Annotated in this window: 26 protein-coding genes; 17 read left to right on the top strand and 9 right to left on the bottom strand. The window is 42.5% G+C overall.

Annotation, left to right across the window (positions count from 1 at the left end; genetic code table 11):
• Positions 1-187 precede the first annotated feature (187 nt).
• On the bottom strand, positions 188-1,459 hold the full coding sequence (glyA, locus tag M8998_RS13620; protein WP_249993746.1) for a serine hydroxymethyltransferase: 1,272 nt from the start codon (positions 1,457-1,459) through the stop codon (positions 188-190).
• A 223-nt stretch (positions 1,460-1,682) separates the two neighbouring features.
• Here glyA and M8998_RS13615 point away from each other — a divergent pair, with 223 nt between their 5' ends.
• The gene (locus M8998_RS13615; protein WP_249993745.1) at positions 1,683-2,036 is read left to right on the top strand and encodes a HesB/IscA family protein; all 354 of its coding nucleotides are present in this window, start codon (positions 1,683-1,685) and stop codon (positions 2,034-2,036) included.
• 97 nt (positions 2,037-2,133) lie between these two features.
• Here the strand turns inward: M8998_RS13615 and M8998_RS13610 are convergent, their stop codons facing one another.
• On the bottom strand, positions 2,134-4,404 hold the full coding sequence (locus tag M8998_RS13610) for a multicopper oxidase family protein (protein WP_249993744.1): 2,271 nt from the start codon (positions 4,402-4,404) through the stop codon (positions 2,134-2,136).
• Positions 4,405-4,464: 60 nt separating this feature from the next.
• Positions 4,465-5,331: a DUF3347 domain-containing protein gene (locus M8998_RS13605; protein WP_249993743.1), complete on the bottom strand. Its 867-nt coding sequence runs from the start codon at positions 5,329-5,331 to the stop codon at positions 4,465-4,467.
• A 772-nt stretch (positions 5,332-6,103) separates the two neighbouring features.
• Here M8998_RS13605 and ileS point away from each other — a divergent pair.
• The 6 genes from ileS (at position 6,104) to M8998_RS13575 (ending at position 13,092) form a co-directional block, all read left to right on the top strand.
• Positions 6,104-9,514, top strand: coding sequence for an isoleucine--tRNA ligase (gene ileS / locus M8998_RS13600; protein ID WP_249993742.1), 3,411 nt, complete (start codon positions 6,104-6,106; stop codon positions 9,512-9,514).
• A 3-nt stretch (positions 9,515-9,517) separates the two neighbouring features.
• The gene (locus M8998_RS13595; RefSeq protein WP_206367770.1) at positions 9,518-9,901 is read left to right on the top strand and encodes a TraR/DksA family transcriptional regulator; all 384 of its coding nucleotides are present in this window, start codon (positions 9,518-9,520) and stop codon (positions 9,899-9,901) included.
• Between the two features lie 100 nt (positions 9,902-10,001).
• On the top strand, positions 10,002-10,652 hold the full coding sequence (locus tag M8998_RS13590; RefSeq protein WP_249993741.1) for a lipoprotein signal peptidase: 651 nt from the start codon (positions 10,002-10,004) through the stop codon (positions 10,650-10,652).
• A 24-nt stretch (positions 10,653-10,676) separates the two neighbouring features.
• On the top strand, positions 10,677-11,624 hold the full coding sequence (locus M8998_RS13585; protein WP_249993739.1) for a M20/M25/M40 family metallo-hydrolase: 948 nt from the start codon (positions 10,677-10,679) through the stop codon (positions 11,622-11,624).
• 20 nt (positions 11,625-11,644) lie between these two features.
• Complete coding sequence (locus M8998_RS13580; protein ID WP_249993738.1) at positions 11,645-12,550, top strand: SDR family oxidoreductase; 906 nt, start codon at positions 11,645-11,647, stop codon at positions 12,548-12,550.
• A gap of 14 nt (positions 12,551-12,564) precedes the next feature.
• On the top strand, positions 12,565-13,092 hold the full coding sequence (locus M8998_RS13575) for an acyl-CoA thioesterase (RefSeq protein WP_249993736.1): 528 nt from the start codon (positions 12,565-12,567) through the stop codon (positions 13,090-13,092).
• 6 nt (positions 13,093-13,098) lie between these two features.
• Here M8998_RS13575 and M8998_RS13570 read toward each other — a convergent pair whose 3' ends face one another.
• The 4 genes from M8998_RS13570 to M8998_RS13555 are packed head-to-tail and all read right to left on the bottom strand — an operon-like array spanning position 13,099 to position 15,499.
• Positions 13,099-13,506 carry an EVE domain-containing protein gene (locus tag M8998_RS13570; RefSeq protein WP_249993735.1) on the bottom strand — a complete coding sequence of 136 codons (408 nt, stop codon included), beginning with the start codon at positions 13,504-13,506 and terminating at the stop codon, positions 13,099-13,101.
• 36 nt (positions 13,507-13,542) lie between these two features.
• On the bottom strand, positions 13,543-13,893 hold the full coding sequence (gene gldC, locus M8998_RS13565; protein ID WP_249993734.1) for a gliding motility protein GldC: 351 nt from the start codon (positions 13,891-13,893) through the stop codon (positions 13,543-13,545).
• A 59-nt stretch (positions 13,894-13,952) separates the two neighbouring features.
• Positions 13,953-14,192, bottom strand: a complete 240-nt coding sequence (locus M8998_RS13560) for a hypothetical protein (RefSeq protein WP_249993732.1) — start codon at positions 14,190-14,192, stop codon at positions 13,953-13,955.
• Entirely contained in the window at positions 14,189-15,499 is a 1,311-nt protein-coding gene (locus M8998_RS13555; protein ID WP_249993731.1) for a DEAD/DEAH box helicase, read from the bottom strand. The genes M8998_RS13560 and M8998_RS13555 overlap by 4 nt, the downstream gene beginning before the upstream one ends.
• Positions 15,500-15,622: 123 nt before the next feature.
• Between M8998_RS13555 and M8998_RS13550 the strand changes: the two genes are divergently transcribed.
• Together M8998_RS13550 and M8998_RS13545 are read left to right on the top strand one after the other, a co-directional pair.
• Complete coding sequence (locus M8998_RS13550; RefSeq protein ID WP_249993730.1) at positions 15,623-17,761, top strand: S46 family peptidase; 2,139 nt, start codon at positions 15,623-15,625, stop codon at positions 17,759-17,761.
• Between the two features lie 137 nt (positions 17,762-17,898).
• Positions 17,899-18,081: a BF3379 family histone-like protein gene (locus tag M8998_RS13545; RefSeq protein ID WP_249993728.1), complete on the top strand. Its 183-nt coding sequence runs from the start codon at positions 17,899-17,901 to the stop codon at positions 18,079-18,081.
• 340 nt (positions 18,082-18,421) lie between these two features.
• Here M8998_RS13545 and M8998_RS13540 read toward each other — a convergent pair whose 3' ends face one another.
• On the bottom strand, positions 18,422-19,246 hold the full coding sequence (locus M8998_RS13540) for a glycogen/starch synthase (RefSeq protein ID WP_249993727.1): 825 nt from the start codon (positions 19,244-19,246) through the stop codon (positions 18,422-18,424).
• A gap of 146 nt (positions 19,247-19,392) precedes the next feature.
• Between M8998_RS13540 and panC the strand changes: the two genes are divergently transcribed.
• The 3 genes from panC (at position 19,393) to M8998_RS13525 (ending at position 21,352) form a co-directional block, all read left to right on the top strand.
• Positions 19,393-20,238 carry a pantoate--beta-alanine ligase gene (gene panC / locus M8998_RS13535; RefSeq protein ID WP_249993725.1) on the top strand — a complete coding sequence of 282 codons (846 nt, stop codon included), beginning with the start codon at positions 19,393-19,395 and terminating at the stop codon, positions 20,236-20,238.
• 93 nt (positions 20,239-20,331) lie between these two features.
• Positions 20,332-20,682: an aspartate 1-decarboxylase gene (gene panD, locus M8998_RS13530; RefSeq protein WP_249993722.1), complete on the top strand. Its 351-nt coding sequence runs from the start codon at positions 20,332-20,334 to the stop codon at positions 20,680-20,682.
• Between the two features lie 181 nt (positions 20,683-20,863).
• Positions 20,864-21,352 carry an FKBP-type peptidyl-prolyl cis-trans isomerase gene (locus M8998_RS13525; RefSeq protein WP_249993721.1) on the top strand — a complete coding sequence of 163 codons (489 nt, stop codon included), beginning with the start codon at positions 20,864-20,866 and terminating at the stop codon, positions 21,350-21,352.
• Between the two features lie 22 nt (positions 21,353-21,374).
• Here the strand turns inward: M8998_RS13525 and M8998_RS13520 are convergent, their stop codons facing one another.
• Entirely contained in the window at positions 21,375-21,812 is a 438-nt protein-coding gene (locus tag M8998_RS13520; RefSeq protein WP_249993720.1) for an META domain-containing protein, read from the bottom strand.
• Between the two features lie 140 nt (positions 21,813-21,952).
• Between M8998_RS13520 and M8998_RS13515 the strand changes: the two genes are divergently transcribed.
• The 5 genes from M8998_RS13515 to nuoL are packed head-to-tail and all read left to right on the top strand — an operon-like array spanning position 21,953 to position 26,471.
• Entirely contained in the window at positions 21,953-23,026 is a 1,074-nt protein-coding gene (locus M8998_RS13515; RefSeq protein ID WP_249993719.1) for a complex I subunit 1/NuoH family protein, read from the top strand.
• Between the two features lie 22 nt (positions 23,027-23,048).
• Entirely contained in the window at positions 23,049-23,612 is a 564-nt protein-coding gene (locus M8998_RS13510) for a 4Fe-4S binding protein (RefSeq protein ID WP_249994145.1), read from the top strand.
• Positions 23,612-24,157, top strand: coding sequence for an NADH-quinone oxidoreductase subunit J family protein (locus tag M8998_RS13505; protein WP_249993717.1), 546 nt, complete (start codon positions 23,612-23,614; stop codon positions 24,155-24,157). Before M8998_RS13510 ends, M8998_RS13505 begins: the two co-directional genes overlap by 1 nt.
• Entirely contained in the window at positions 24,154-24,459 is a 306-nt protein-coding gene (gene nuoK / locus M8998_RS13500) for an NADH-quinone oxidoreductase subunit NuoK (RefSeq protein ID WP_249993716.1), read from the top strand. Before M8998_RS13505 ends, nuoK begins: the two co-directional genes overlap by 4 nt.
• Positions 24,459-26,471: an NADH-quinone oxidoreductase subunit L gene (gene nuoL / locus M8998_RS13495; RefSeq protein ID WP_249993715.1), complete on the top strand. Its 2,013-nt coding sequence runs from the start codon at positions 24,459-24,461 to the stop codon at positions 26,469-26,471. Before nuoK ends, nuoL begins: the two co-directional genes overlap by 1 nt.
• Position 26,472 lies beyond the last annotated feature (1 nt).

Here is a 26,472-nt window from a genome sequence, read left to right as displayed (position 1 = left end):
TATGTCCTTTTTTGCGTAGGGTTGTTTCGATAGGCGAACTTTGTTTTAGTGCTTTCCAAATTGAATCAAAATATCTGACTATTCAAATACTTTGCTCATCTTTTTAACGTTTATTCACACTGTATTGCTACAAAAATAGCTCCACTTTTCTCAAAGTGAAGCTATTTATTAATGTTATTTTTTAATACTATTTGTAAAGCGGAAATTTACCCATTAGCTCTACCACTTTACCATGTATAGTAGCCAATTGAGTGTCATTACCAGCATTGATCAATGCCTCGTCGATCAATTCACCAATTTGGATAATTTCGGTCTCTTTAATACCACGTGTAGTGATTGCAGCAGTACCAAAACGCACTCCAGAAGTGACAAATGGAGAACGGGTATCAAAAGGAACCATATTTTTATTTGTGGTAATACCCGCTTTTCCTAATACAGCTTCCGCTTCTTTACCTGAAATGTCTTTGTTGCGTAGGTCCACCAGCATCAGGTGATTATCCGTACCACCAGAAATAATGTGATAATCTTTCTCCACAAAAAACTGCGCTAATGCTGCTGCATTTTTCTTGACTTGTACAATATAATCCATGTACGAATCTGTCAATGCTTCACCATAAGCAATCGCTTTCGCAGCAATAGTGTGCTCTAATGGACCACCTTGCGTACCTGGAAATACCGCTAGATCTAACAACTGGGTGATCGTACGCACATCCCCTTTCGGGCCCTTGATACCCCAAGGATTCTCAAAATCCTGCCCTACCATAATCATACCTCCACGTGGTCCGCGCAACGTTTTGTGCGTAGTAGTGGTTACAATATGACAATGTGGAAGAGGATCTGACAACAAGCCACGTGCAATTAATCCTGCCGGATGCGAAATATCAGCGACTACCAGAGCACCTACCTCATCCGCTACTTTGCGGATACGTGGATAATCCCAATCGCGTGAATACGAAGAAGCACCACAAATAATTACTTTTGGCTTCTCACGACGTGCCGTTTCCTCCAATTGATCGTAATCGATCAAACCAGTTTCTTTGACAACACCATAAAAATGCGGTTCATACAATTTACCGGAAAAGTTAACTGGAGAACCATGTGTTAGGTGACCACCATGCGAAAGATCAAAGCCTAAGATTTTATCCCCTGGCTTTAAAATTGCTAAAAACACGGCAGCATTCGCTTGCGCTCCAGAGTGAGGTTGTACATTCACCCATTGTGCACCGAAAAGTTGTTTAGCACGATCAATAGCGATATCTTCAATCTTGTCAACCACCTCACAACCACCATAATAGCGTTTTCCCGGCAAGCCTTCCGCATACTTGTTCGTTAAAACAGAACCAGCAGCTTCCATCACTTGCTTGCTTACAAAGTTTTCTGAGGCAATCAATTCAATGCCTTCTTCTTGACGTTTTAGCTCCTCAGCTATCAGATTAAATATAGCCTGATCTCTTTCCATATTGTATGTAAATTTAGTAGATTTTAAACCCTAATAATGAGTAGCAAATATACTTCTTATTTAAATAACTTATCTAAAATCTGAGGCTATTTTAGTCTATCTGCTGCAGGCGTTCATTTCGAATACTGGAAATGTAGCGATAGTGTCAAAAACATACAGCTCAAAAGTTTGTACTAAAAAATATGTATTTTTGTTAAGGATTAAAGATTAAACGGTAAGGATTATGAGTACAGAAAGTATAGTAGCTCCAGCACCTCTTACATTGACGGATGGAGCTGTAAAAGAATTACGAAAACTGATAGATCAGCAAGAGATTAGTCCTGACTTCGGATTACGCGTAGGAGTTGAAGGCGGAGGCTGTTCGGGCATGAGCTATATCCTAGGCTTCGATCAAAAGAAGGATGGAGATAGCGAATATACTATTGAAGGCATCCGTGTATTCATGAACAAAGGACATGGTTTATACCTTGCAGGCATGGAAGTGGATTTCAAGAACGGATTGGATGCCAGAGGATTCACCTTCAATAACCCCAATGCTTCTAGCACATGCGGCTGTGGCAGTTCGTTCTCTGCGTAAGCAAAATTAGACCATTTTAACAGCTTTTTAAAAGCCGTATAACATCAGTTGATGTGTTATACGGCTTTTACTCTTTCTATTGAGGCTATCGTTGAACCTAGTAGTTAAGTGCAAGCCCGATACCAAATCCCATATCGCTATCGTAATGCGTGCGCACCCCTATATTCTTTGTGATAATGTAGCGCAAATCACCCATGTATTCGAAATCGGTATTAATCATAAACCCCGCTCGCAATCGTTTTGAAATGGGTATATCTTCACGCATTAAACCAAAACGAACGATTCCGTCGTGATAAATTTCCGCCTGAAAATTGATTAACATAGGCAAAGTGTACATCAAACCTAAACTTACCGCGCTTCTGTTATCCTTGTTATTGGCCTGACCGAACAAATTATTTTCATGCTCATCCATTCCCATTTTTCGATAACGCCAATCAAAACCAATAAAAGGCATAAACCATTGCATCTTTCCAAAGTATCGACCAAAATGAGTTTCTACCTCATAGCCATGCATGTCGTTATAACCTAAGCGCCATTCCGTGCCCAGGCTCCAACGGGTGTTTTGCAACATGGCAGACCCGTCATTCCCATTGGTTGCAAAGTCGTTTTCTACCATGAAATGCGACATGTTGCTTTCATTTTGCAAGGCTTTATACGCTTTATTTCTATCAGCAAGGTGGGGGTTTTGATAATCGCCCACCGCGAAAACACGATTCATGCCCGCCATCATATGGTACAGAATGTGACAATGGAAAAACCAATCGCCTTCCTCATTTGCTAAAAATTCAATCGTATCCGTTTCCATCGGCATTACATCGATTACATTTTTAAGTGGTGCACTCTTCCCTTTACCATTTACGATTCTGAAATCAAATCCGTGCAAATGCATGGGGTGCCGCATCATCGAATTGTTATAAATTGCGATACGCAACACCTCACCTTTCCTTACAGGAATTTTATCGGCTTCGGAAAGCACTTTATTATCCATGCTCCAAACATATCGGTTCATATTTCCGGTAAGCGTAAATTTAAGTTCCTTGACAGGCGCATCGCTGGGAAGTTCTGTATCGCGAGTAGATTCGAGCATCGCATAATTCAATGTGACAATATCACCTAGAGCATTCGCATCATACTGATTCACGTTGGGATGCTTTTCTGTTTGACTATGATTGTGATGACTAAGATTCCCCGCCGATTTACCGGATATTTCAGGATACATAACCACATTCATATCCATCTGATTGAGACTCATTTTCATTCCCATATCGTCTAGATTTCCATCCATCTTCATCATACCATTCATCATTTTCATGCCTTCAAAATAGTGAAGCCTCGGCAACCGAGATATCAACTGCTTTATACCATTTCCGATGAAATAGCTTGCCGATTGCGTTCTATCTTCTGTGGTTGCCAAAAATTCGTAAGATAGACTATCTTGCGGAATCGTGACGACCACATCATACGTTTCTGAAACCGCGATAATCAATCGATCTACGTCGATGGGAATGACATCATTCCCATCACTAGCTACCACGGTCATTTTACCTCCAGCATATCGTAACCAAAAATAAGAAGAAGCGCCTCCATTGGAGATTCTCAAACGAACCTTATCCCCAGCTTTTAAAGGCTTTCCACCGACAGAATCAAAATCTGTAGAAGGTGCACCGTTCATTAAAACCTTATCATAATACACATCGCTCACATCCATAGCAAGCATACGCTTCCATTCGTTCGTCAACTTCACACCGAACTTTCGCTCTTTGATCGCTTCACCATAAGATTGCGTAGCTCCTTTTTTAATCGCCGCCCAATCGTTTGCATTGTGCAACATCCTATTTACATTATTAGGATTGAGATTTGTCCACTCGCTCAACACGATAGGAACCGTCGGCAGATCGTCGATTCCCCTGCGAAACGTTTTATCATCCTTCCGCTTTTCAAACACCAAATTACCGTACATACCTATCTGCTCTTGCAAACCCGAATGTGAATGATACCAGTGTGTTCCGTTTTGAACAACCGGAAATCGATACGTAAAATTTGTTCCAGGTTTTATCGGCTGTTGAGTCAGATGAGGAACACCATCTTCCTTATTTGGCAGAAATACGCCGTGCCAATGCAGCGAGGTATTTTCTTTTAGCAGATTATGTACGACTATCTCGGCTGTATCCCCTTCGATAAATGTCAGTGTAGGCATCGGAATTTGTCCGTTCACAGCGATTGCTCGCTTTGATTTTCCAGCGTAATTGACCAAAGTATCCTTCACGTACAAATCATAGTGAACGATCTTTTGCGCAGATACCGGGTGGACCAATAGCGTTGCTAAAAGCACGACATAACATAGCCGGTAGATCTTATTTTTCATCATTATCTTGAGATTCTTATGTCCACATCTAACCAATAACTAGCTTAAATATGCAGAAATACATCATTTGATAGTCTCTATGGTGCTACCACAGCTTAGCATTTTAGAACCGTAGTATGGATTTTTGATTTCACTCTCTTTGCTCAACCAAGTGGCACCTTTACCGTCATTGGCCATAGGACATTGTTGATAATAAATGGCTTCTCCAAGTTCTGATCCTTTAGCTAACGCGAACATATGCTCAGACAACACGATAAACTGCTTGCGCTGATCAGCAATCTGTTTGGCAATGACCATCTTTTCGACGTCGGCAGTAAGTAATTTCACCACCTTCATCCATATTTCATGCTCATTGGAGGTCAGGGTATTCATCTCCACAGCCTTAATACTTTCTGCCAACTTAACAGCACTTTTTGCTGCGGCAGCTTGGTTCTCTTTTACTAACGCATCTTTCAAAGAAAAGTAGCTTGCAAATAACACATCCAACTGATTGCCTTGATGTGTAGCATTCGATTCCGCGACGTGTTGGTGGTCTTCGCCCGAAGAATGGTTTGACATATCGCCCGAGTTACTTTGATTATCAGACTTGATTTCGCGATCGTATTGGCAGCATTCATGGAGGCTAGCATACACCTCATCAGGTGCTCTAAATTTGGCATTATCATACCCAGCAAGCGCAATTTGCTTTAAGATATCATCGGAGCTTGTCTTTTCGGTATCATAACTTAGTGTAGCCTTATTTTCTTGCCCGTTCCAAACCACGTTGGATACGTTTTTTATATTTCCTGCTTTTTCAATGGTTTCTTTGCACATTTCACAATTACCATTAACTTTTACAATTTCCGTTTTTAGGTTTTTGATTTGCGCGAAGCTATTTTGAACGGATAAAAACACAGCGATTGCCAACACGACATACGTGATTAATTTCATGACATAAATAATTTGAGAATCAGACCATAAACAGGCTTGATTCGATTAGAAAATAAAATTGAAGGGCGATGAATTCGTTTCAAAAAAAATATAATATCATCTTTTGAAACAATAGATTTTCGGCTTTGTAGCCGTAAAAATTAACCTATTTTCGGCGGCTGCCAAATAGAACAAAAGCCGGAGGATGTATTGGCTTTAGTATATATAAACTTATCTTTTTTCTTGTAGAAGAAGGATTGGCATTCCGAGTGCATATGAGGTGGAATGATCACCTGAGTTAGATGAAAAGTTACACAATGACAAGATGAATGTTGACAATGTCCGTTACAATCAGATTTCTGACTGCCGTCTTCGATCGGATGATCACAAGTATGTTTTTGATCTCCTACCATAGCAGGATGGTCGCTATCCAACCTCCCACGATCTTGATCCTGCTGGGCGCAACAAGACTTCTCCATTTCGGAAGATTTGCCGCAGGCCAAAATTTCCATTGGAGCAAATAAAAACCCAAATGCCACTATAAGTAATATGACAGCTTTCCCTAGCATCTATAGACAAATATAATGATTTTTGGAATCACATTGAATTGGATTACTGTTCTTTGCAAATAAATAAAGCAGATACATTCGAAAAAATAATCACCAAATCAAAATAGCGATAATTAATGATCCACGTAGCGCCGATTTTACAGGCGAAATCCTCACCACGGATCAGTTTATCCTTTCGACGAAATTATGTAAATTAGCGCCCTTGTAAATTGATATCCACAGTTATGTACAAAGAATATAAACAGTTGAACTTGCCCGAAATCGGAAAAGAAGTATTGAAGCGTTGGGAAACCGACAAAATCTTCGAAAAAAGTATTTCTAACCGTCCTGCCAGCAAGCCTTATACTTTCTACGAAGGTCCTCCATCTGCTAATGGTATGCCCGGCATCCACCATGTAATGGCGCGAGCTATTAAGGATATATTCTGTCGTTATAAGACCTTAAAAGGTTTTCAGGTCAAACGTAAGGGCGGCTGGGATACACATGGTTTGCCGATAGAATTGGCGGTGGAAAAAACGCTAGGTATTACCAAGGAAGATATCGGTAAAAAAATCAGCGTAGAAGCCTACAACGAAGCATGTAGAAACGAGGTAATGCGTTATACGGATGTATGGAACGACCTGACTATGAAAATGGGCTACTGGGTCGATCTGGAAAATCCATATATTACGTACAAAAACAGCTATATCGAAACATTATGGTTTCTCTTGCAGAAACTGTATAAAAAAGGATATTTATACAAGGGATATACCATACAACCCTATTCTCCTGCGGCGGGAACAGGATTAAGCTCGCATGAGCTGAACCAGCCGGGCACTTATCAGGATGTGAAAGATACGACGATCGTCGCGCAATTTCGCCTAGACAAAGCGCAGGTTCACCCATTGATGGACACCTTGGCAGAAACCCCGGAAGAAGATGTCGCTTTCATCGCCTGGACCACCACGCCGTGGACCTTGCCGTCCAACACGGCTTTGGTCGTGGGTAAAAATATTGACTATGTAAAGGTGCGTACGTTCAACCAGTATACGGGTGAGCCGGTTTCTGTTGTGCTAGCGCAAAACTTGATTAACAAACACTTCAAAGCCGAAGGAAAGGATGCATCGTTTCCGGATTACAAACTGGGCGACAAAGTAATCCCTTGGGAAATTGCCGCCACATTCAAAGGCGAGCAATTGGTTGGATTACGCTATCTTCAGCTCATGCCCTACATCACTTCGGATGAATTGATCGAAAAAGCCTTCCGCGTAATTCCCGGAGATTTCGTTACGACGGAAGATGGTACTGGTATTGTACATGCCTCTCCTACGTATGGAGCGGACGATTTTCGGGTAGCCAAAGAACACGGTGTGCCCGCTATTTTGGTGAAAGATGAAAATGGCAAGGATGTGCCTACGGTAGATCGCACGGGTCGTTTTGTAAAAGAAATTACCGACTTCGCTGGCCGCTTTGTTAAAGAAGAATATTACACCAACGAAGAACGTGCTGATAAAGACTTCCGCCCGACAGATGTCTTGATTGCGATCAAGCTCAAGGAAGAAAATAAAGCATTTGACGTCAAGAAATACGAACACACCTACCCGCATTGTTGGCGGACGGATAAACCGATCTTATATTACCCGCTGGATAGCTGGTTCATCCGCACGACCGCGGTGAAAGATCGTTTGGTCGCGTTGAATAAAACCATCAATTGGAAGCCAGAGGCCACCGGAACAGGACGTTTTGGCAATTGGTTGGAAAATTTAGTAGACTGGAACCTGTCTCGTTCGCGTTACTGGGGTACTCCCCTTCCGATTTGGCGCAGTGAAGATGAAAATGAAGAGATCTGTATCGGCTCCATTACAGAACTAAAGACACGTTTGGAGACCGCTGTGCAATCAGAAGTGTTAACCGCTAATGAGAAAGCGGTCAATCAATCGTATTTGGATAAGTTTGGCACCGAAGAACTGGATCTGCACCGTCCTTATGTGGATGATATTATATTGGTATCTGATGGCGGACAGAAGCTATTCCGGGAGCCGGATTTGATTGACGTATGGTTCGATTCAGGAGCCATGCCTTATGCACAATGGGGATTGGATCAGGAGAAGCTTGCCGCTGGCGAGGACTTCCCTTTCCATCCAGATTTTTTAAATGCTTTCCCAGCAGATTTTATTGCCGAAGGGGTTGACCAGACACGTGGTTGGTTTTTCACCCTGCATGCGATATCTACCATGGTCAAGGATTCGGTCGCATTCAAGAATGTCATTTCCAACGGCTTGGTATTGGATAAAAATGGCAACAAGATGTCCAAACGATTGGGCAATGCTGTTGATCCATTCAGCACCCTGGAAAAATACAGTGCAGATGCCACACGCTGGTACATGATCAGCAATGCATCACCATGGGAAAACTTAAAATTCAACGAAGAAGGATTAGATGAAGTGCGTCGCAAATTCTTCGGCACCATCTATAATACCTATGCCTTTTTTGCGCTGTATGCGAATATCGACCAATTCTCTTACAGCGAACCGGATATCGCTTTAGCGCAACGCCCCGAGATCGACCGTTGGGTATTATCGTTGCTACACAGCTTAACGCAGGAAGTAGACAGATATTATAATGACTACGAGCCAACCAAAGCAGCACGGGCCATACAAACCTTTGTGGATGAAAACCTGAGCAACTGGTACGTCCGCTTATGTCGTCGTCGCTTCTGGAAAGGGGAGTATAGTGCCGATAAGATTTCTGCTTACCAAACGCTGTATACCTGTTTGGACACCCTTTCTAAACTGATTGCTCCAATTGCACCATTCTTTGCAGACAACTTATATCTGGATCTAAATAATGCGACAAAAAAGGAGTCGTTTGAATCCGTGCATTTAGCCGATTTCCCATTATTCAGCACCGACGTGATCGATACAGATCTTGAAGAACGCATGCGCTTAGCACAGGATGTATCTTCGCTCACCTTATCCCTGCGTAAGAAAACCGGTATCAACGTACGTCAGCCTTTAGAGAAAATTTTGTTGCCCGTGCTAGATAGCGCTTTCCAAGAGAAAGTAGAAAAGGTACAGGAGTTGATTTTATCAGAGACGAATATTAAGCAAATTAATTTCATCACAGATACAACTGGTATTATTAAGAAAAAAATTAAACCGAATTTTAAGGCTTTGGGCGCTAAAGTTGGAAAGGATATGAAGACGGTTGCTGCCGCTATTCAGGCATTCAGCGCGGAAGATATTCAGCATCTAGAAACCAACAATCAACTGGTGTTGAACAACCTACCCTATACCATCACGCTTGAAGATGTGGAGATCATTGCCGAGGATGTAGAGGGCTGGCAAGTGGCCAATTTAGGAAGGCTCACGGTGGCGTTAGACGTACATATCACGCCAGAATTGCGGAAAGAGGGTCTTGCAAGGGAATTGATCAATAGAATTCAAAATATTCGCAAGGATAAGGGATTTGCAGTAACCGATCGTATCACAGTGACTATCAGTGACAACACAGAAATCAGAGAAGCGGTTACCGATAATTTGTCGTATATTTGCACCGAGATTTTAGCAGACGCCCTCAACTTTGGCAGTATTTCTGTAGGAGACAGCGTTGAGATAGACGAAAAGAATTTATTGCTATTGGTTGAAAAAAATTAAATTATGGAAAAATTTGAAAAAACACGTTATGGCGACGCGGAACTTCAAGAATTTAAAGCAATAATTCTTGAAAAACTACGCGTAGCTAAAGAGGAACTTTCTTCCTTGACCAAATCGTTAAGCAATAGCAATGCGAATGGTACAGATGATACCGCTGGCACGTACAAAACCTTGGAAGATGGCTCTGCCACTTTAGAGAAAGAACAGATCAATCAGTTAGCGGCTCGTCAAAAGAAGTTTATCGACAATCTGGAAGCTGCCTTGGTACGTATAGAAAATAAGACCTATGGTGTGTGTCGTGAGACAGGAAAGCTAATTCAGAAGGAGCGCTTGAAAGCAGTACCACATACTACATTAAGTATCGAAGCGAAAAACAAGCAATACTAGACATTAATTTTACAATTTAAAACTGTCCAAATGGCCGGAGTTTACTATTTATCAGAGTAGACTCCTATATTTGGACAGTTTTACTGTTTTGTATATATACATGAAAGCCTACTTACGTCCTTTACTTTTAATTTTTGCGCTATTACTTATCGATCAGCTTTCCAAATTCTGGGTAAAGCTGAGTATGACTATCGGACAGGATATCCCTGTGCTCGGCGATAAGTTCTTAATCCATTTTATCGAAAACAATGGTATGGCTTGGGGCATGGAGTTCGGTGGTGACTATGGCAAGCTACTGCTTACCTTATTTCGTATTGCTGCCATATGCGGTATTGGGTACGGCCTGCATCATATGATCAAAAATAATTACCACAAAGGCTTTATCCTGAATGTGGCATTAATCATGGCAGGAGCTATGGGTAATATCATCGATAGCGTATTCTATGGACGCATCTTTAGCGAAAGTACCTTCTATCAAAAAGCAGAACTATTCCCAGCCGGAGGTGGCTACGCTCCGTGGTTTCACGGGAAAGTGGTGGATATGCTGTACTTCCCTCTTTTCGAAGGCACATTCCCAACCTGGTTCCCTGTTTGGGGAGGAGAGCACTTTTTGTTCTTTAGTCCCGTATTTAATGTAGCAGACTCCGCGATATCGGTAGGTGTATTTCTCATCTTAATCTTTCAGAAACGATATTTTAAGGACGAAGAAGCACAGCAAGCCGAGCAGAAAGCCAGCGTGGTTGAACACTAAAACAGTATTTCCAAAGAACGCTATATGACTTTCTCTCACTTATTTTCCTGGACGACTGCCCTACTATTGTTCATCAGTACGACTGCTGTATTCGGACAGGCCAGTAAGGCTATCTTGAAACAACATATCTACTATCTGGCTTCTGATGAAATGAGGGGACGGGAGACGGGCAGTGCTGAAGTAGAGCAGGCAGCGCAATACATCCAAGAGGCCTTCAAAAAATACGGACTCCAACCAAAAGGCACAGAAGGTTATCGACAGGATTTTACCGCTAAAATTACCCGGGTACCTGTTAATGACTCTTTGCGTAATGCCGCCAATATTATTGGATTTCTGGATAATGGTGCTGCCAAAACGATTGTTATCGGTGCGCATTATGATCATCTTGGGCACGGCAAAATTGGAGGATCGCGCGACACGCTACATATTGGAGAGATTCATAACGGAGCGGACGACAATGCATCCGGCGTAGCCGGGTTGTTGGAGCTGGCGCGGCACTACAGTCAAAACGAAGTGCAAGAGCCATTCAACATGCTCTTCATTGCCTTCGGCGCAGAGGAACTCGGTCTGTTAGGCTCCAAACATTTTACGAATAACCCCACGATTCCTCTAAATCAGATTCACTGGATGCTAAACATGGATATGATTGGTCGCTATCAGACGGACAATGGTTTAGCTATCATCGGACATGGCACCAGCCCTGCATTTGTGGAGATCTTTGACGGGGTGACGAGTAATATTAAATTCTATACAAGCAAAGATGGGAATGGCGGATCAGACCAAACTTCTTTTTATAAGAAAAATATCCCGGTACTCTTCTTTCATACCGGCGGACACCCTGACTACCACATGGCTAGCGATGACCCGGATAAAATTGATTACAAAGCGCTACAATCAATCGTAGATCTGGAGATAAAAGTGATTGACCGATCCATGAGCGTTGCGGAGATGCCTTTTCAATGGACCAATTAAACCTTTAAATCTCACAATCAATGCGCATACTGGTAACAGGTTCTAACGGATTTCTTGGACAAAAGTTGGTGAAGCGATTGGCCGCCGAGTCTGGTTACCACTTATTTTGCACGTCGGGCTCACCGGACCGTATTAGTCAGGATATTTCGCATGATTTCTTGCAGGCTGATTTCAGTGATCCATCCGCGTTACTCGACACGATCAAAAGCTTTCGACCAACCCACATTATTCATACAGCAGCTATAAGTAGTGTGGATGTATGTGAAAAAGATCCTGTCCAATGTCAAACCGTTAATGTCGATATCGTCCGTGAGTTGGCAACTGTTGCGCATGCACAAGATATTCATCTCACCTTTCTATCTACCGACTTTGTGTTCGATGGAAAGCAAGGATCTTATTTGGAAACGGATCCTACTACCGCATGTAATGCTTATGGGCAAAGCAAGATCGACGCCGAAAAACTACTCCAGCAGTCGGGATGCCGACATGCCATTCTGCGCACCATTCTAGTATATGGCACGCCAAACAAAGGAAGTAGTGGACGTAATCTAGTCATCTGGGCAAAGGAAGCTTTATCAAACAAAGAAACGATTCGTGTAGTCTCCGACCAATGGCGCATGCCTACCTGGGTAGAAGATCTGGTAGAAGCATGTCATTTGGCTGCGAAGCAACATGCAGAAGGAATCTACCACATTAGTGGAGGAGAGATGATGTCGATTCAAGAAGTGGTACAAGAAGTAGCTCATTTTTGGAATTTAGATCAGACACTCATCACACCGATCAGGGCAAAAGAGATTGGCCAAGACAAAAATAGGCCACGAAAAACAGGCTTTGTACTGGATAAAGCCAAAGCCGAACTAGGCTATACACCTACCGCTTTTCGTACTTCCTTGAAAAGGATCGACGAAGAATTAAATAGTATTTAAATTTCAAATTACATATGCAAGCAAAATCAGCCAGTCATTCGTATACAGAGATGAACGAATTGGTACTTCCCAATGACACCAATACATTTGGAAATCTGATGGGGGGAAAACTCTTATACTGGATGGATATCTGTTCGGCGATGGCTGCACAAAAACATTGTAATAATGTGGTGGTAACTGCATCGGTAGATAATGTATCTTTCAAAAGGCCGGTAAAGTTAGGAGAAGTGGTCACTATTAAAGCTCAGGTTACGCGGGCTTTTAACAGCTCGTTAGAGGTACGTATGGAGGTTTTTGCACAAAATCTCCCGAAAGGCACTAAGGAAAAGTCCAATGAAGCATACTATACGTTTGTCGCATTGAACGAAGAAGGAAAGCCCAAAGCGGTGCCCATGCTTATTCCCGAAACTGAAGGTGAAAAAACCTTATATACCTCTGCACTACAAAGACGAGAGCTCCGTCTGATCTTATCTGGAAAGTTGAAACCGGAAAATGCTGAAGTATTACAAGATCTGATTAAACTGTTTCAAAGAGGAGAATAGCTAAGCTTAGCTATTCCCCATTTCTACGATGCGGTCAAATTCTGCTTGCTTGAGCGGCATCACAGATAGACGACCTTGTCTTACCAAGGCTACATCTTCGAGCATTTTGTCGGCTTTGATCGCTTCTAACGTTACAGGGCGTTCAAAAGATTGCACTGGTGCCAAATCAACCACCACCCATTTCTCATCTTCGGTAGTAGGATCCTGATAGTATTCTTTCACTACCTTCGCCATTCCAACGACTTCTTTCCCTTCATTACTGTGATAGAAAAGAACCAAATCACCTTTCTGCATGGCTTTCATGTTATTGCGCGCCTGATAGTTGCGTACGCCGTCCCAAAAGGTTTCACCATCCTTATTAAACTGTTCCCAACTGTATTTGAAGGGTTCTGATTTCACTAAAAAGTAATTCATATGCTACAACGAATAAATGCTTTAACGATTCCTTCCCTAGCTCTGAGGCTCAATTACTTCCATCTTTTCGGCAAAGTGCGCACAGAAGTCACGAAGATCGCCGATCACTTTCTCTGCCATCGGATCTCCTCCAGAAGCGCGCAAAAAGGAATCTCCCATCGTTTGTACCGTTTCGTAAAAGAAACGTTTCATCTCATCATAAGGCATATCTTTGGTCCACAAATCAATACGCAGCGAATTCTTATATTGCGCATCCCACAAGGCCAAGAACATCGCTTTCGAAGTCATCTCATCCGATGTTTCTCCATCAGATGAAGACCAACGAATCGTCTCCGGAACATTTTTATCATCTAACTCAACATTGAGTTTTATTTCTGCTTTCTTCATATCTCTTACTAAAATTAAAAACGTTTTTAATGGCCATTATAGCCTTAAATTGAGATCATTTACATGATCTTGATCAGCACGGCACATACCGCTGTAGATACGATAAATGCGATCTGCATCCACCATAGCTTTTGTGTATCCCGCGCCCACAGCCTAAATAAAATATCAACCACTAGCACCACAATCACTAATAGAATAAGCCAGCCCCATGAAAATAGGGCTTTGCCCTCCTCTCCCATTTCGGAAATTGCCCAAACCAGGATGCATGCCAGCACGATATTTAAAGGAGACAATCTCATCGGCGCTTTGCGGGCTTTTTGGTTATCCGTTTTTTACCACCAGACTTGCCATTTGGCTTCGGTGTGAATTTCTTCTCGTGGAAAGCGCCTTTGAAATCCGGATTTTCCTTACGCATCTGCATATCGATCTCCCGCGCAATGGCTTGCCTTTCATCAAAACCGGTGGGCTCCACAATCACTCCTTCCGGCAATTCCATGACTGGAATAGTTTGCCGAATCAGTTTTTCTATTTTCTTGACATAATACTCTTCCGCCGGATTGCAGAACGTAATGGCGTCGCCACTATTAAATGCTCTACCCGTACGACCGATACGATGTACATAATCTTCAATCACAATCGGTACGTCGAAGTTGATCACATGGCTCACATTGGATACATCCAAACCTCTTGCAGCCACATCGGTAGCAACCAGGATACGAATATCTCCCTCTTTGAAAGCATTGATGGAATTGATTCGTGTATTTTGTCCTTTGTTCGCATGAATCACACGCACGGTATCTGACCCATATTTGCGATCCAAATACACAAAGATATTGTCGGCTACGGTCTTCGTTTTACAAAAAACGATGACACGATGAAAAGCTTCATCGTCTTTGAATAAGACCTGCAACAGATTGAGCTTAGTCCTTAAGTTAGGTGCTTTATATAATGACTGTGTAACGGTTGCCGCTGGTGTCGCTTGTTCAGTTACTTCAATAACCGTAGGGAAAGCAAGAAAGTCACCGGCAATCTTACGTACCAATTCACTCATCGTAGCCGAAAACAACATGTTTTGCCGTTTTCTAGGCAGCACTTCTAAGATGCGGTGAATCTTGCCGATAAAGCCCATATCCATCATCTTATCGGCTTCATCCATCACCAGAAACTTAATCATTTTGGTCTGGATGTGCTCTGATAGGTAAAGATCTAGGAAGCGACCTGGCGTGGCTACGATGATATCGCAACCCTTCTCCAGCTGCTCCTTTTGTGTTTTCGGCCCGAGGCCGCCGTACAACAACACCGTACGCAGATCAAGATAGGTGGAGAACACTCGAATCTGCTCGTCGATTTGCATCGCTAACTCACGTGTTGGCGATAAAATCAATGCACGCGGATGATTGCCTTGTGCATACTTGAGTGCCATTAACAAGGGTAGCACAAAAGCGGCTGTTTTGCCGGTGCCCGTTTGGGCAATCCCCATGACATCTTGCCCGGATAGCAATGGCGTAATCGCCTTTTGCTGAATTTCGGTAGGTACGGTATAACCCGCCTCCGTAATCGCGTTCAACAGTTGTCTGTTGAGTTTAAAATCTTCAAAAGATGCCATTTTACAAAGATAGTAAAACCTATGATAACCGGTGTACGTGATACCCATGCCGATGGCATACGTCTACGTTTTGTTTTAAGGATTATTTCCACGAATTTTGCCGAGACTATAAACACAACACACATGAAGAGAATAACGTTTATCTTACTGCTATCCGTAGTAAGCCTTGCTGCCTGGGCAGACGAAGGAATGTGGTTTTTGATGCACCTTAAAAGGCTTAACGAAGCCGATATGCAAAAAAAAGGACTACAACTGACAGCAGAAGAAATTTACAGCATCAACAATTCCAGTATTAAGGATGCCATTGTACAATTCAATGGTGGCTGTACTGCTGAGATTGTATCTGGCAGCGGACTGGTACTCACCAACCACCATTGTGGTTATGGCGCTATTGCGGAGCTGTCTACTCCAGAAAAAGATTATCTGACAAATGGATTTTGGGCACAAAACTTTCAGGAGGAGCTTAAGCCTAAATCGCTTTATGTCCGCTTCTTTATCCGTATGGATGATGTTTCTAAACGCATCCTTGGTTTGGTGAACAATAGCATGAGCGAAAAAGAACGTGAGCAGATCATCAACAAAGAAATCGCCAAGATCGAACAGGAGAATAGCGAAGGTGGTAAATATGTGGTATCGGTACGCCCATTTTATAACGGCAACGAATATTACTATTTCGTTTATCAGGATTATACCGATGTACGTCTGGTAGGTACGCCACCAAGTAGCATCGGAAAATTTGGTGGAGATACCGATAACTGGGAATGGCCGCGTCATACGGGAGATTTCTCCGTATTCCGTGTTTATGGAGATCAGGATGGTAATCCAGCAGCGTATGCTACAGAAAATGTGCCCTTAAAACCAAAATATTCATTACCCATCAGTATCAAGGGAATCCAAGAAGGTGACTTCTCTATGATTTTAGGATATCCAGGGCGCACCAATAGATGGATGAATGCCGCTGGGATCGATCAAAATGTAAAATATGCCTACCCTGCCTGGGTGGAAGCGTCTAAGGTAGGTATGGATGCGATGAAAAAACACATGGATCAGCATCAGGAGGTAAAGCTTAATTATGCGTCTACCTATTCTGGCGTGGCCAACTATTGGAAAAACCGTCAAGGTATGATCGATGCGTTGACCAAACATCGCACCGCAGCGACCAAACGCAAACAAGAAAAGCGCTTTGCCAAGTGGGCCAACAAAAGAGAAAACCGGGATGTGTATGGTCAAGTATTGCCAACCATCAATGCCTATTATACCGCTACCAATGCAAAAGCGCGGCACGATAACTACCTGACAGGTTTGTTACGTTCTGCATCTTTGGCAGCTGTCCCATCTACATTAGGTAATGGGCTAATCCAATATAGTCGCGAGAATGAGGCCAAACGCCAGGAAATGCGCCCTCGCTTGGAAGCTTTCATTAATAACAATTACGAAAAGATGTATTTGCCTCTGGAAAAGGATGTATTGGCGAGTGAGCTGAACCTTTACACGGCGAAAGCAGGCGATGTAGCGCCTTATCTGGCAACAATGGCCAGCCAGAATCAAGGAAATTTTGCCGCAGATATCGATGCAGCGGTAGAAAAAAGTCTTTTCCAATCAGCTGATCGTTTAATTGCTTTCTTGAATAATCCAGATGCCACTACCGTAGAAAATGACCCTTTATTCAAACTATCCAACGCGCTGATGCAGCAATATCGGGAAACATCACCAGAGCTTGAAACCAAGAAAGATGCTTTCCAAACTGCTCAACGCTTATACGTAAAAGGAACATTGGAGATGGATCCTCAAGGAAAATATTATCCGGATGCAAACTCTACCTTACGCTTAACATATGGTACTATCAGAGCGCTCCCGAAAGATAGCCGCAATGATGCAAAAGTAAACAACTACACCACATTGACAGGCACAATAGCGAAGTATGTTCCTGGTGATGAGGAGTTTGACCTTCCAAAAGAATTGATCGAGTTGGAGAAAAACAAAGACTACGGACGGTATGCTGACCAAGCTGGATACATGCCTGTTAACTTTCTAAGCGACCAGGATATCACGGGTGGAAACTCAGGATCACCTGTTTTAAACGCAAGAGGTGAATTAATTGGCATTGCATTTGACGGTAATATTGAAGCAATGGCTGGAGATGTAATTTTTGACCCAAAATTGCAACGTACAATATCGGTAGATATTCGTTATGTATTATTTATCATTGATAAGTTTGCAGGTGCGAAAAACATTATAAACGAACTAACAATCGTAGATTAATATGCTCTAAAGGCATGTTGAGATAAAAAACTAAAAAATTACTTTTTAATAGAACCTTTTGTATATTTATCCTATCTTAGGATTACATCTAGGTAAAAAACGACTTTTATATTAATTATTTATTATTGTATTCAAACATGAAAAATTTCAATCAACTAAAAGACCTTCTTACTTCAATCGAAGGTGACGCTGACAAGTTCTTCAACAATGGCAATGCTGCTGCTGGAACACGTGTACGTAAAGGACTACAAGAAATCAAAACTTTGGCTCAGGAAATTCGTAACGAAATCACTGCTGCTAAAAATGATTCAAAGAAATAAGGTTTTACACCTTAATCTTCAAAATAAATGAGCTCAGTACCAAAATGGTGTTGAGCTTGTTTGTGTAATGAGGTTGCGTCATCGTGGCGAGGAGGCACGACGCGGCGATCTATATTTTGGTTAATAAAGTTTAGAAGGTTGATCGCGTTCAGGAAGTTTATAGCGCTTCGACTCATTATTAACTTAATGAAAAGATCATAAACCGTACGCCAGATTGCCGCCCCTTCATTCCTCCCGTTCGCAAGGAACAACTTATTGCATAAAAAAAGCAAAGACTGCTAGGCCTTTGCTCTAAATAATAATATACGTTTTGTAAAGAATACCTTTAAATAAAAAGTATTTAAGCAATTACTTCTTCCCCTACAAACTCATCGTAGAGGGACGCGAATGCTTCATAATCTTCATCTCCTTGTGTAGCATGTAATCGAATACCTTGCTCCTGCACATGCTGAAGTATTTCATGGTCTGCAGGCAGACCTGCATTGATCACGACATCTGTAAACGCAAGCGCTCCTTTGTATAGATCGCTGTGCGATCCATCACCATAACGAGCAGCATCTTCTGCAGATAGATCAGATTGTCCAGCCATTTCTCCTAACTTCGCAGTCAAGGTATCTCCAGCCGTAAAATCTTCCTCATATAGTGAGTAGATAATTTTTGTGTCTTTGAATGCCGGATCCTGATTGTACACATTCTTGATGTAAGCAGGAATCATAGCAGAAAACCAGCCATGACAGTGAATGACATCTGGAGACCAGCCTAATTTCTTAACTGTCTCAATCGCACCTTTTCCAAAAAACAGGGCGCGCTCGTTATTATCTCCAAAAAATTTGCCATGCTCATCACGGAAAATCTTCTTCCGCTGAAAGTAATCTTCATTATCCAGAAAATACACCTGCATGCGTGCAGCTGGCAAAGATGCCACTTTAATAATCAAGGGATTATCATTCCCATCCACTACGATGTTCATACCTGATAGGCGAATAACCTCGTGAAGCCGATTTCTGCGCTCGTTAATACTTCCAAAACGCGGCATCAGAATACGGATTTCGAACCCGCGTTCTTGCATTGCTTGGGGTAATTGACGTGTGATTTCAGAAATTTTGCTTATTTCGAGGAAAGGCGACATTTCATGGGTTACAAACAATATTTTCGTTTTTGCCATCTCCACTTACTTTTTTTGTTTTGATAAATAAAATCGGTGAACAAAGATACGAAATTTTTATCATTCCTACCAATCTATTGCTAATCATGGCTTTATAATCCAAAAAATATTCCGCACCTTAGCAGGCTATTTTAAAGAATACCATCGTGGAAATTATTGTTACCTCAAGCGCACTTGCACAACATTTAGCGACGCTCAGACAACACGGAAAGAAGATAGGCTTTGTACCTACAATGGGTGCGTTGCACGAAGGACATATCTCTTTAATACAAGAAGCCAAATCTATCACAGACATTGTTGTATGCAGTATTTTCGTAAATCCTACTCAATTTAATGACCCCAAGGATTTGGAAAAATATCCTCGTCCAATCGAACGGGATAAAGCACTTTTAATCGCTGCAGAATGCGACGTTTTATTTCTCCCAGAGGTCTCGGTAATGTATCCGGAAAACGACCCACATTGGGAAATTGATTTAGGTGATCTCGACAAGATATGGGAGGGTAAACATCGACCCGGACATTTTCAAGGTGTAACGCAGATCGTGTATAAGTTGTTTCAATTAGTAAAACCTGATATCGCTTTTTTTGGCCAAAAGGATTTTCAACAAGTCATGGTAATCCAGCGTATGATTGATGAAATGAAATTAGCCGTACAATTACATATTGTGCCAACACTTCGGGACGCAAATGGACTAGCACTTAGCTCTCGCAATGCGCGTCTTTCTGCAAGAGGAATCGAAAAAGCATACACCTTATCAAAAGCTTTGCGATACATCGAACAACATGCTCACGAAAAAGAAGTACATACTGTAATCGAGGAAGCAAGGTTGATGATTGAAAATGTGACAGGTTTTGAACTAGAATATCTGGCTATCTGTGAAACACACAGCCTGGAACCCATTACAAAGGTTGATGATGAAAAAGAGTATGTCGTGCTCGTAGCGGCTTGGTTGGAAGGTGTGCGCCTGATCGACAATATGCTCGTGCATTAACTCATTATTATCTCAATTAATTACGGTTAAAAACAGGCAATTACAAGCTTCTCCGCATTTCCAAGCTATAAAAAAAAGCCGTAACTTTGCGCCATGATGATCGAAGTGATGAAATCCAAGATCCACCGGGCAAAGGTGACACAAGCCGAATTGAATTATGTCGGCAGTATTACTATTGATGAAGATCTAATGGATGCGGCTAATATAATAGCCAATGAGAAGGTACAGATTGTAAATAACAATAACGGAGCGCGCTTCGAGACCTACGTGATTAAGGGAGCACGTGGCTCTGGCACGGTTTGCCTGAATGGAGCAGCGGCACGATTGGTACAAGTGGGTGATGTGGTGATCATTATATCGTACGCTTGGATGACACATGAAGAGGCCAAACAACATGAGCCATCATTGGTTTTCCCAGACGATCACAACCAGTTGATTTCTTAGATTGAGATAGAATGTTCTCAAGCTTGCCGCGAACACTACCTGTTAATTCTGTAGAGTAACAGTATTTTGAACGTTTACACGTTAGATAATTTACATTTAAACACCTTTTATGAAGTTTTTTAGTCTGGCTGCTTTTAGTCTCCTTGCAAGTATAGCCTTATTCTCGTGCTCTTCTGAGAGCATGAATTTAGAACCATTTGATCCATACGCTCAGCTGGAATTAGAAAAAAAGGCAATTAGTACTTTTGTAGAGCGGGAATATCCGAACGCCATTGAGGATACTACAGGAATCTGGTACGAAATGTTAGAAACAGCGGATTCTGCAACATTTGCCTATAAGTTCAATCAAAATGGTAGTCGTATCTTTCCATCTGCAACCGTAAATTATAGATTAAAACTATTAAATGGTACTGAGGTAGATGCTAATCAATCTACTGCAGGAATCGAATTTTCGCTAAACAATCTTATTCCTGCTTGGCAGATCGCCTTTTTTCCGCGCGCAGTTGGAAACCAGACGCACCTTGGATTGACGACAAATGGTCTTCAGCCAGGGGACGTAATGCGTATCATTACACCTTCATTTTATGCGTATGGAAATCAGAACAGACCGGGATTACCGGCCAATTCGCCTTTAATCTTTGAGATTAAAGTACTTAAGATCGTTGACTAATATATTAGAATTAATGCCCTAGTTAGGGCATTAATTCTAATTTGGCTAAGGTACCAGACCCCTCGCCTTTTAATATCAGGTTATTCTCCGATATCTGATAGCTTTTCACTAAAGGGAATATCTTTCCTAATCCATCTTCTACCTCCATATTGTTTTCACAATACATCTTCGTTGACATTCCCATCGAAAAGGTAAGTTGATTTCCTTTCTTGACTTCGTACTGTCCGCCTATGCCATTGCAGCCTGTAACAGCGCTATAGCGCCTATCGGCCGAATTAAAGGTAAGCGAAGGCACTTTTCCATTCACTTCTGCACGGACAGCTTTTCCGTCCAATTCAGTCAGACGCCAAGTCACATCTTCTAATATAGCGGTATCAGCGGTTCCCTTTTCCTTAGACATACCGCAGCCTGCAAATAGCACACTGACCAACATTAAAACACTCCAAAAATAATACTTCATAACATTTCATTTTTAATAAATACATACGAGCAATTCGAGCCTGCTGCTACAGAAAATCTATAATATCTGTCGAGATTTACACCATTATATCAAAGCGTTTTCGTTAAGTTTGCATCTAGTTAAGAATTGTTCTAAAAACAGTGTACGAACTTCTATCCCATATCATCCCGCCAATAGCAATATTTCTTTTTATTGCCACCTTTACGTTGTTTGCTGTATATGCAGAACGTAAAATAGCCGGTTTTGTTCAGGACAGGCTTGGACCAATGGAAACTGGGCGACATGGCTCTTTGCAGACCATCGCCGATATCCTCAAACTACTCCAGAAAGAATTTATCACGCCGACTGTAGCCGATAAGGTATTATTTGCACTCGCTCCGGTGGTGATATTTATCGCCGTATATATCGGATTTAGTGTGATCCCCTGGGCTCCGGGCTTTGCACCAGCAAACACACACACCGGTTTGTTCTTCATCATGGCCGTCATTTCAATTGATGCGCTAGGCATCTTGATGGCAGGCTGGGGATCCAACAATAAGTATGCCTTATTGGGTTCCATACGGGCGATTGCACAAATGCTTTCGTATGAAATTCCCATCGGTTTGTCGCTGATTGCGGTCGTCATGCTTACACAAACGTTAAATCTAAACGACATTGCTTTCAATCAGGGAATACTGGCTACCCAAGACGTCCAATTTTTAGGAATCTGGAATGTCAATGAAATTGGAGGCATATTAGCGTGGAATATATTTCAGGCTCCGCATCTCTTATTCGTATATATCATCTTTTTTATCGCCACACTGGCAGAGTGCAATCGCGCACCTTTCGATATTCCAGAGGCAGAAAGTGAACTGATCGGTGGTTTCCACACCGAATACGGTGGTATCCGCTTTGCTTTTGTATTCCTGGCAGAGTATGCCATGATGTTTTTGGTATCCATGCTGGGTGTCGTACTGTTTCTGGGTGCTTGGAATACGCCGTTGCCTAATATTGGTGCATTGACCTTGGCTACCTGGACAACCGGTTTGTATTGGGGTATCTTCTGGACCATTTTCAAGTCTGTTCTTATTGTCGGTGTGCAGATGTGGATCAGATGGACATTGCCCCGTTTCCGGGCCGATCAATTGATGAATCTATGTTGGAAGATGCTGATTCCGGCTGCCTTTGTAGGTATGGCTATTTCAGGATTGTGGCGTATATTGGTGATGGTATAATTTTAAACGTGTCTGCTACGTGATTTTAAAAACTACACTGTATGGAATAAAGACCGCTGTCAAAGGATTACTTCTGACGGTAAGACACTTCTTTGCCGCTGGTAAAAAAAGAGAAAACTTGGATATCCGGGCAGCAGGTTATTTCGATAAGCAAGACGGTACGGTAACGATCCAGTTTCCAAAACAGAAAATCCCCATGCCAGAAGTAGCTCGCTATCAGCTGGATGTCGAGATGGCCGACTGTATTGTGTGCGATCTTTGTGCTAAAGCTTGTCCCGTAGATTGCATTGCTATTGAATCGATCAAGTCGCCAGAGGCTATCGGTAAAACCTCGGACGGTAGTGTAAAACGTCTGTATGCAGAGAAGTTTGAAATTGACATGGCCAAATGTATGTACTGCGGCCTATGCACGGTCGTATGCCCGACAGAATGCATTACGATGACCGACCAGTACGACCGCTCAACGACTAAATTAACCGATCTGATTTATGGATTTGGGGAAATGAATGATCAAGAGATCGCACAACGTAAGGAGGAGTGGACTCGTTTTCAAGCTGAGAAGGAGGCGGCAAAATCTAAAAAGTAATGGATCTAATTCTTTTTTATGCCTTTGCTACCTTAGCTATCACGAGTGCTTTGCTTGTCGTCAGTCTTAAAAATACCGCTCGTGCACTTTTCTTATTTTTTATTGTCCTGTTTGCTATGGCTGGCTTGTATCTCTTCGCCTTAGCCGACTTTGTGGCCATTACCCAAGTGCTGGTATATGTAGGTGGCGTGTTGATCTTAATGATCTTTGCGTTTATGCTGAGCAATAAGGAGTTGTTAAGTGATTTGCAAAACCTGTCTGGATCATTCATACAATTACCAAACTGGCAGTCTCTTGCCCTTTCTTTAGGTTTTTTAGGGTTGATGATCTACGGGATTTGGCAATGGAATCAAGGTTATTCGCCTGCCTGGATCGACCAAAATATAAAAACCGGACAAATTATCCATCCTAAAGATAACAATATCAATCAGCTAGGCGTCCTATTCATGTCTAGATATATATTGCCTTTCGAAATCATTTCCATCTTTTTGATGATGACCTTGATCGGTGCGGCACATATCGCCAGAAAGGGGGAAGAAGATTGATCCCTATCACGCATTTTTTGGCGGTAAGTGCCTGTATCTTCTGCATTGGTCTGTACGCAGTGATCTCCAAAAGAAATGCCATCATGATTCTGGTTGGAATCGAGCTCATGATCAACGCTGCCATTCTGAACTTAGTGGCCTTTGGCCGCTATGACAAAGTTCATTACGGGGGGCAAGTATTCGCTTTATTTGCCATTGTATTGGCTGCTGCTGCGGTAGCGGTAGGCCTATCGATTATCCTGATGGTGTACCGAAAATATAAAACAATTAACCCCGACCAAATTACCGATCTGCGCGACTAATGATGGAGTTATTATACATATCGCCCATTCACGCCAGCTTAGCTGTGCTATTGTTTCCGTTACTGGCATTTTTATATCAGGCAGTGCGCGGCAAACGAGGCCAATCGGGAATAGTAGTTTTGATCGCTATCGTGTTAAGCACCATTTCAAGTGTCTGTTTTGTGTTTTTCCAAGTCTGGCAAAAGGTACCGATGGAATCTTCCGTTTCTTGGTTTACGGTTGGTGAGCATACTTTTTCGGCCGGCATCCTATTAAACAATTTAACTGTGCTAATGCAGTCGTTGGTCTGCATTATTGCCTTACCGGTACACCTCTACTCCAAGGTGTATATGAAGGGAGACCCAGGTATTCATCGGTATTGGATGTACCTCAGCCTTTTTTGCTTTGCCATGCTTGCGCTTAGCGTAGCCAACAATTTGTTGTTGATGTATGTATTTTGGGAGTTGGTAGGTTTTGCCTCTTATCTCCTGATCGGATTTTGGTTCACCAAGGATGCCGCAGTACAGGCGAATAAAAAAGCTTTTATCATCAACCGCATCGGCGATCTTGGTTTTTTAATTGGAATTGCACTAGTTTATACTCATTTGGGAACATTGGACTTATCCGAGCTATTTGGTAAACAAAGCCCTCTTTTTGAACAACTTACTATACTGCACAAAGAACGGTGGATGACCTATGCTGGATTGGCTTTCTTTGTTGGCGCCATGGCCAAATCGGCGCAATTTCCGCTGCATGTATGGTTGCCTGACGCGATGGAAGGACCTACTTCTGTATCTTCCTTGATTCACGCCGCAACAATGGTGGCTGCCGGAGTTTTTTTACTAGCCACGGTTTTCCCATTGTTCAATGAAAGCATATTGCTTGTTATTGCGATTGTAGGCACCATTACCGCACTCACGGCATCTTATTTTGCGCTGGCGCAACAGGATATTAAAAAGGTACTGGCATTTTCTACCGTGTCTCAGCTGGGTTTTATGGTGGTCGCCGTCGGTATTGGCGCGTGGAATGCGGCGATGTTTCACCTCGTTACACACGCATTCTTTAAATGTCTTCTTTTTCTGTGTGCCGGTGCGATCATTCACGAAATGGCGCATGCCATTCCTGCTTCTTCAAAGACAGATCCGCAGGATATGCGGAATATGGGCGGGCTGCGCCGATTTATGCCCTATACATTTACCCTTATGGTCATCGCTTCTCTGGCATTAGCGGGATTCCCACTTACGTCAGGCTTTCTGTCGAAAGATTCCATCATCATTGCTACTTTCGAATGGGCAATGGCGCATGGAGGGGCATACCTTGTTATTCCTATTGTGCTGGTGTTGGTGAGCTATCTGACAGCATTTTATATTGGGAGAATGATTTTCAAAGTGTTTTTCGGAAAACCGAAATTATGGACCGACGAAAAAGTAACCGTTTTTCACGAAGCCCCCAAAGGGATGTTGATCCCGATGGCTTTCCTTGGATTGTGCTCGCTTTTCTTTGCCTTTTCATTCCATCCGATTTCGCATAAAAATGCCGCCTTAATGCAAGGATTACTTTTGCACACTTCATTCCAACCGATTGACTCGCTGCACCTATTTATCCCTATTTTATTGATTTGTGGCTCCGCTATCGGTTGGTGGTTGGGATACCGGTGGTACGTGCAGGGAAAATACCCTTTAAAAGAAAACAATCTGCTGGTACGACATGCCCGACAGCAAGGATATATAAACGAGTTTTATCAGGGAATTATCGTGCAAAGCACGCTGTATCTCTCGCGTGGATTGTATTGGTTTGATTATTATATCGTAGACGGATTTACGCAAGGCGCTGCAAGCCTCACGCGTGCGACAGGTCGTGTTGCTGCGTGGGTAGATCGTTATCTGGTCGACGGATTCGTGAATGCGGTCGCGCAAGCCAGCTATTACAGCGGTCATCTGCTGAGATGGGTGCAAAATGGGCGAGTACAGAGCTACATGGGCTTTGCGTTTACGATGGTTTTATTTGGCATACTTTATTTGGTTTTAAGATAAC

This window comes from Sphingobacterium sp. lm-10 (genome assembly GCF_023554555.1).
Lineage (GTDB): Bacteria > Bacteroidota > Bacteroidia > Sphingobacteriales > Sphingobacteriaceae > Sphingobacterium.
The sequence above is the reverse complement of the archived record's forward strand: the minus strand, read 5'-3'. Positions and strand labels throughout refer to the sequence as shown.

What these genes read in the sequence shown, in the direction of transcription:
- glyA (WP_249993746.1), bottom strand. Translation starts at nt 1,459, where the DNA reads ATGGAAAGAGATCAGGCTATATTTAATCTGATAGCTGAGGAGCTAAAA.
- M8998_RS13615 (WP_249993745.1), top strand. Translation starts at nt 1,683, where the DNA reads ATGAGTACAGAAAGTATAGTAGCTCCAGCACCTCTTACATTGACGGAT.
- M8998_RS13610 (WP_249993744.1), bottom strand. Translation starts at nt 4,404, where the DNA reads ATGATGAAAAATAAGATCTACCGGCTATGTTATGTCGTGCTTTTAGCA.
- M8998_RS13605 (WP_249993743.1), bottom strand. Translation starts at nt 5,331, where the DNA reads ATGAAATTAATCACGTATGTCGTGTTGGCAATCGCTGTGTTTTTATCC.
- ileS (WP_249993742.1), top strand. Translation starts at nt 6,104, where the DNA reads ATGTACAAAGAATATAAACAGTTGAACTTGCCCGAAATCGGAAAAGAA.
- M8998_RS13595 (WP_206367770.1), top strand. Translation starts at nt 9,518, where the DNA reads ATGGAAAAATTTGAAAAAACACGTTATGGCGACGCGGAACTTCAAGAA.
- M8998_RS13590 (WP_249993741.1), top strand. Translation starts at nt 10,002, where the DNA reads ATGAAAGCCTACTTACGTCCTTTACTTTTAATTTTTGCGCTATTACTT.
- M8998_RS13585 (WP_249993739.1), top strand. Translation starts at nt 10,677, where the DNA reads ATGACTTTCTCTCACTTATTTTCCTGGACGACTGCCCTACTATTGTTC.
- M8998_RS13580 (WP_249993738.1), top strand. Translation starts at nt 11,645, where the DNA reads ATGCGCATACTGGTAACAGGTTCTAACGGATTTCTTGGACAAAAGTTG.
- M8998_RS13575 (WP_249993736.1), top strand. Translation starts at nt 12,565, where the DNA reads ATGCAAGCAAAATCAGCCAGTCATTCGTATACAGAGATGAACGAATTG.
- M8998_RS13570 (WP_249993735.1), bottom strand. Translation starts at nt 13,506, where the DNA reads ATGAATTACTTTTTAGTGAAATCAGAACCCTTCAAATACAGTTGGGAA.
- gldC (WP_249993734.1), bottom strand. Translation starts at nt 13,893, where the DNA reads ATGAAGAAAGCAGAAATAAAACTCAATGTTGAGTTAGATGATAAAAAT.
- M8998_RS13560 (WP_249993732.1), bottom strand. Translation starts at nt 14,192, where the DNA reads ATGAGATTGTCTCCTTTAAATATCGTGCTGGCATGCATCCTGGTTTGG.
- M8998_RS13555 (WP_249993731.1), bottom strand. Translation starts at nt 15,499, where the DNA reads ATGGCATCTTTTGAAGATTTTAAACTCAACAGACAACTGTTGAACGCG.
- M8998_RS13550 (WP_249993730.1), top strand. Translation starts at nt 15,623, where the DNA reads ATGAAGAGAATAACGTTTATCTTACTGCTATCCGTAGTAAGCCTTGCT.
- M8998_RS13545 (WP_249993728.1), top strand. Translation starts at nt 17,899, where the DNA reads ATGAAAAATTTCAATCAACTAAAAGACCTTCTTACTTCAATCGAAGGT.
- M8998_RS13540 (WP_249993727.1), bottom strand. Translation starts at nt 19,246, where the DNA reads ATGGCAAAAACGAAAATATTGTTTGTAACCCATGAAATGTCGCCTTTC.
- panD (WP_249993722.1), top strand. Translation starts at nt 20,332, where the DNA reads ATGATGATCGAAGTGATGAAATCCAAGATCCACCGGGCAAAGGTGACA.
- M8998_RS13525 (WP_249993721.1), top strand. Translation starts at nt 20,864, where the DNA reads ATGAATTTAGAACCATTTGATCCATACGCTCAGCTGGAATTAGAAAAA.
- M8998_RS13520 (WP_249993720.1), bottom strand. Translation starts at nt 21,812, where the DNA reads ATGAAGTATTATTTTTGGAGTGTTTTAATGTTGGTCAGTGTGCTATTT.
- M8998_RS13505 (WP_249993717.1), top strand. Translation starts at nt 23,612, where the DNA reads ATGGATCTAATTCTTTTTTATGCCTTTGCTACCTTAGCTATCACGAGT.
- nuoL (WP_249993715.1), top strand. Translation starts at nt 24,459, where the DNA reads ATGATGGAGTTATTATACATATCGCCCATTCACGCCAGCTTAGCTGTG.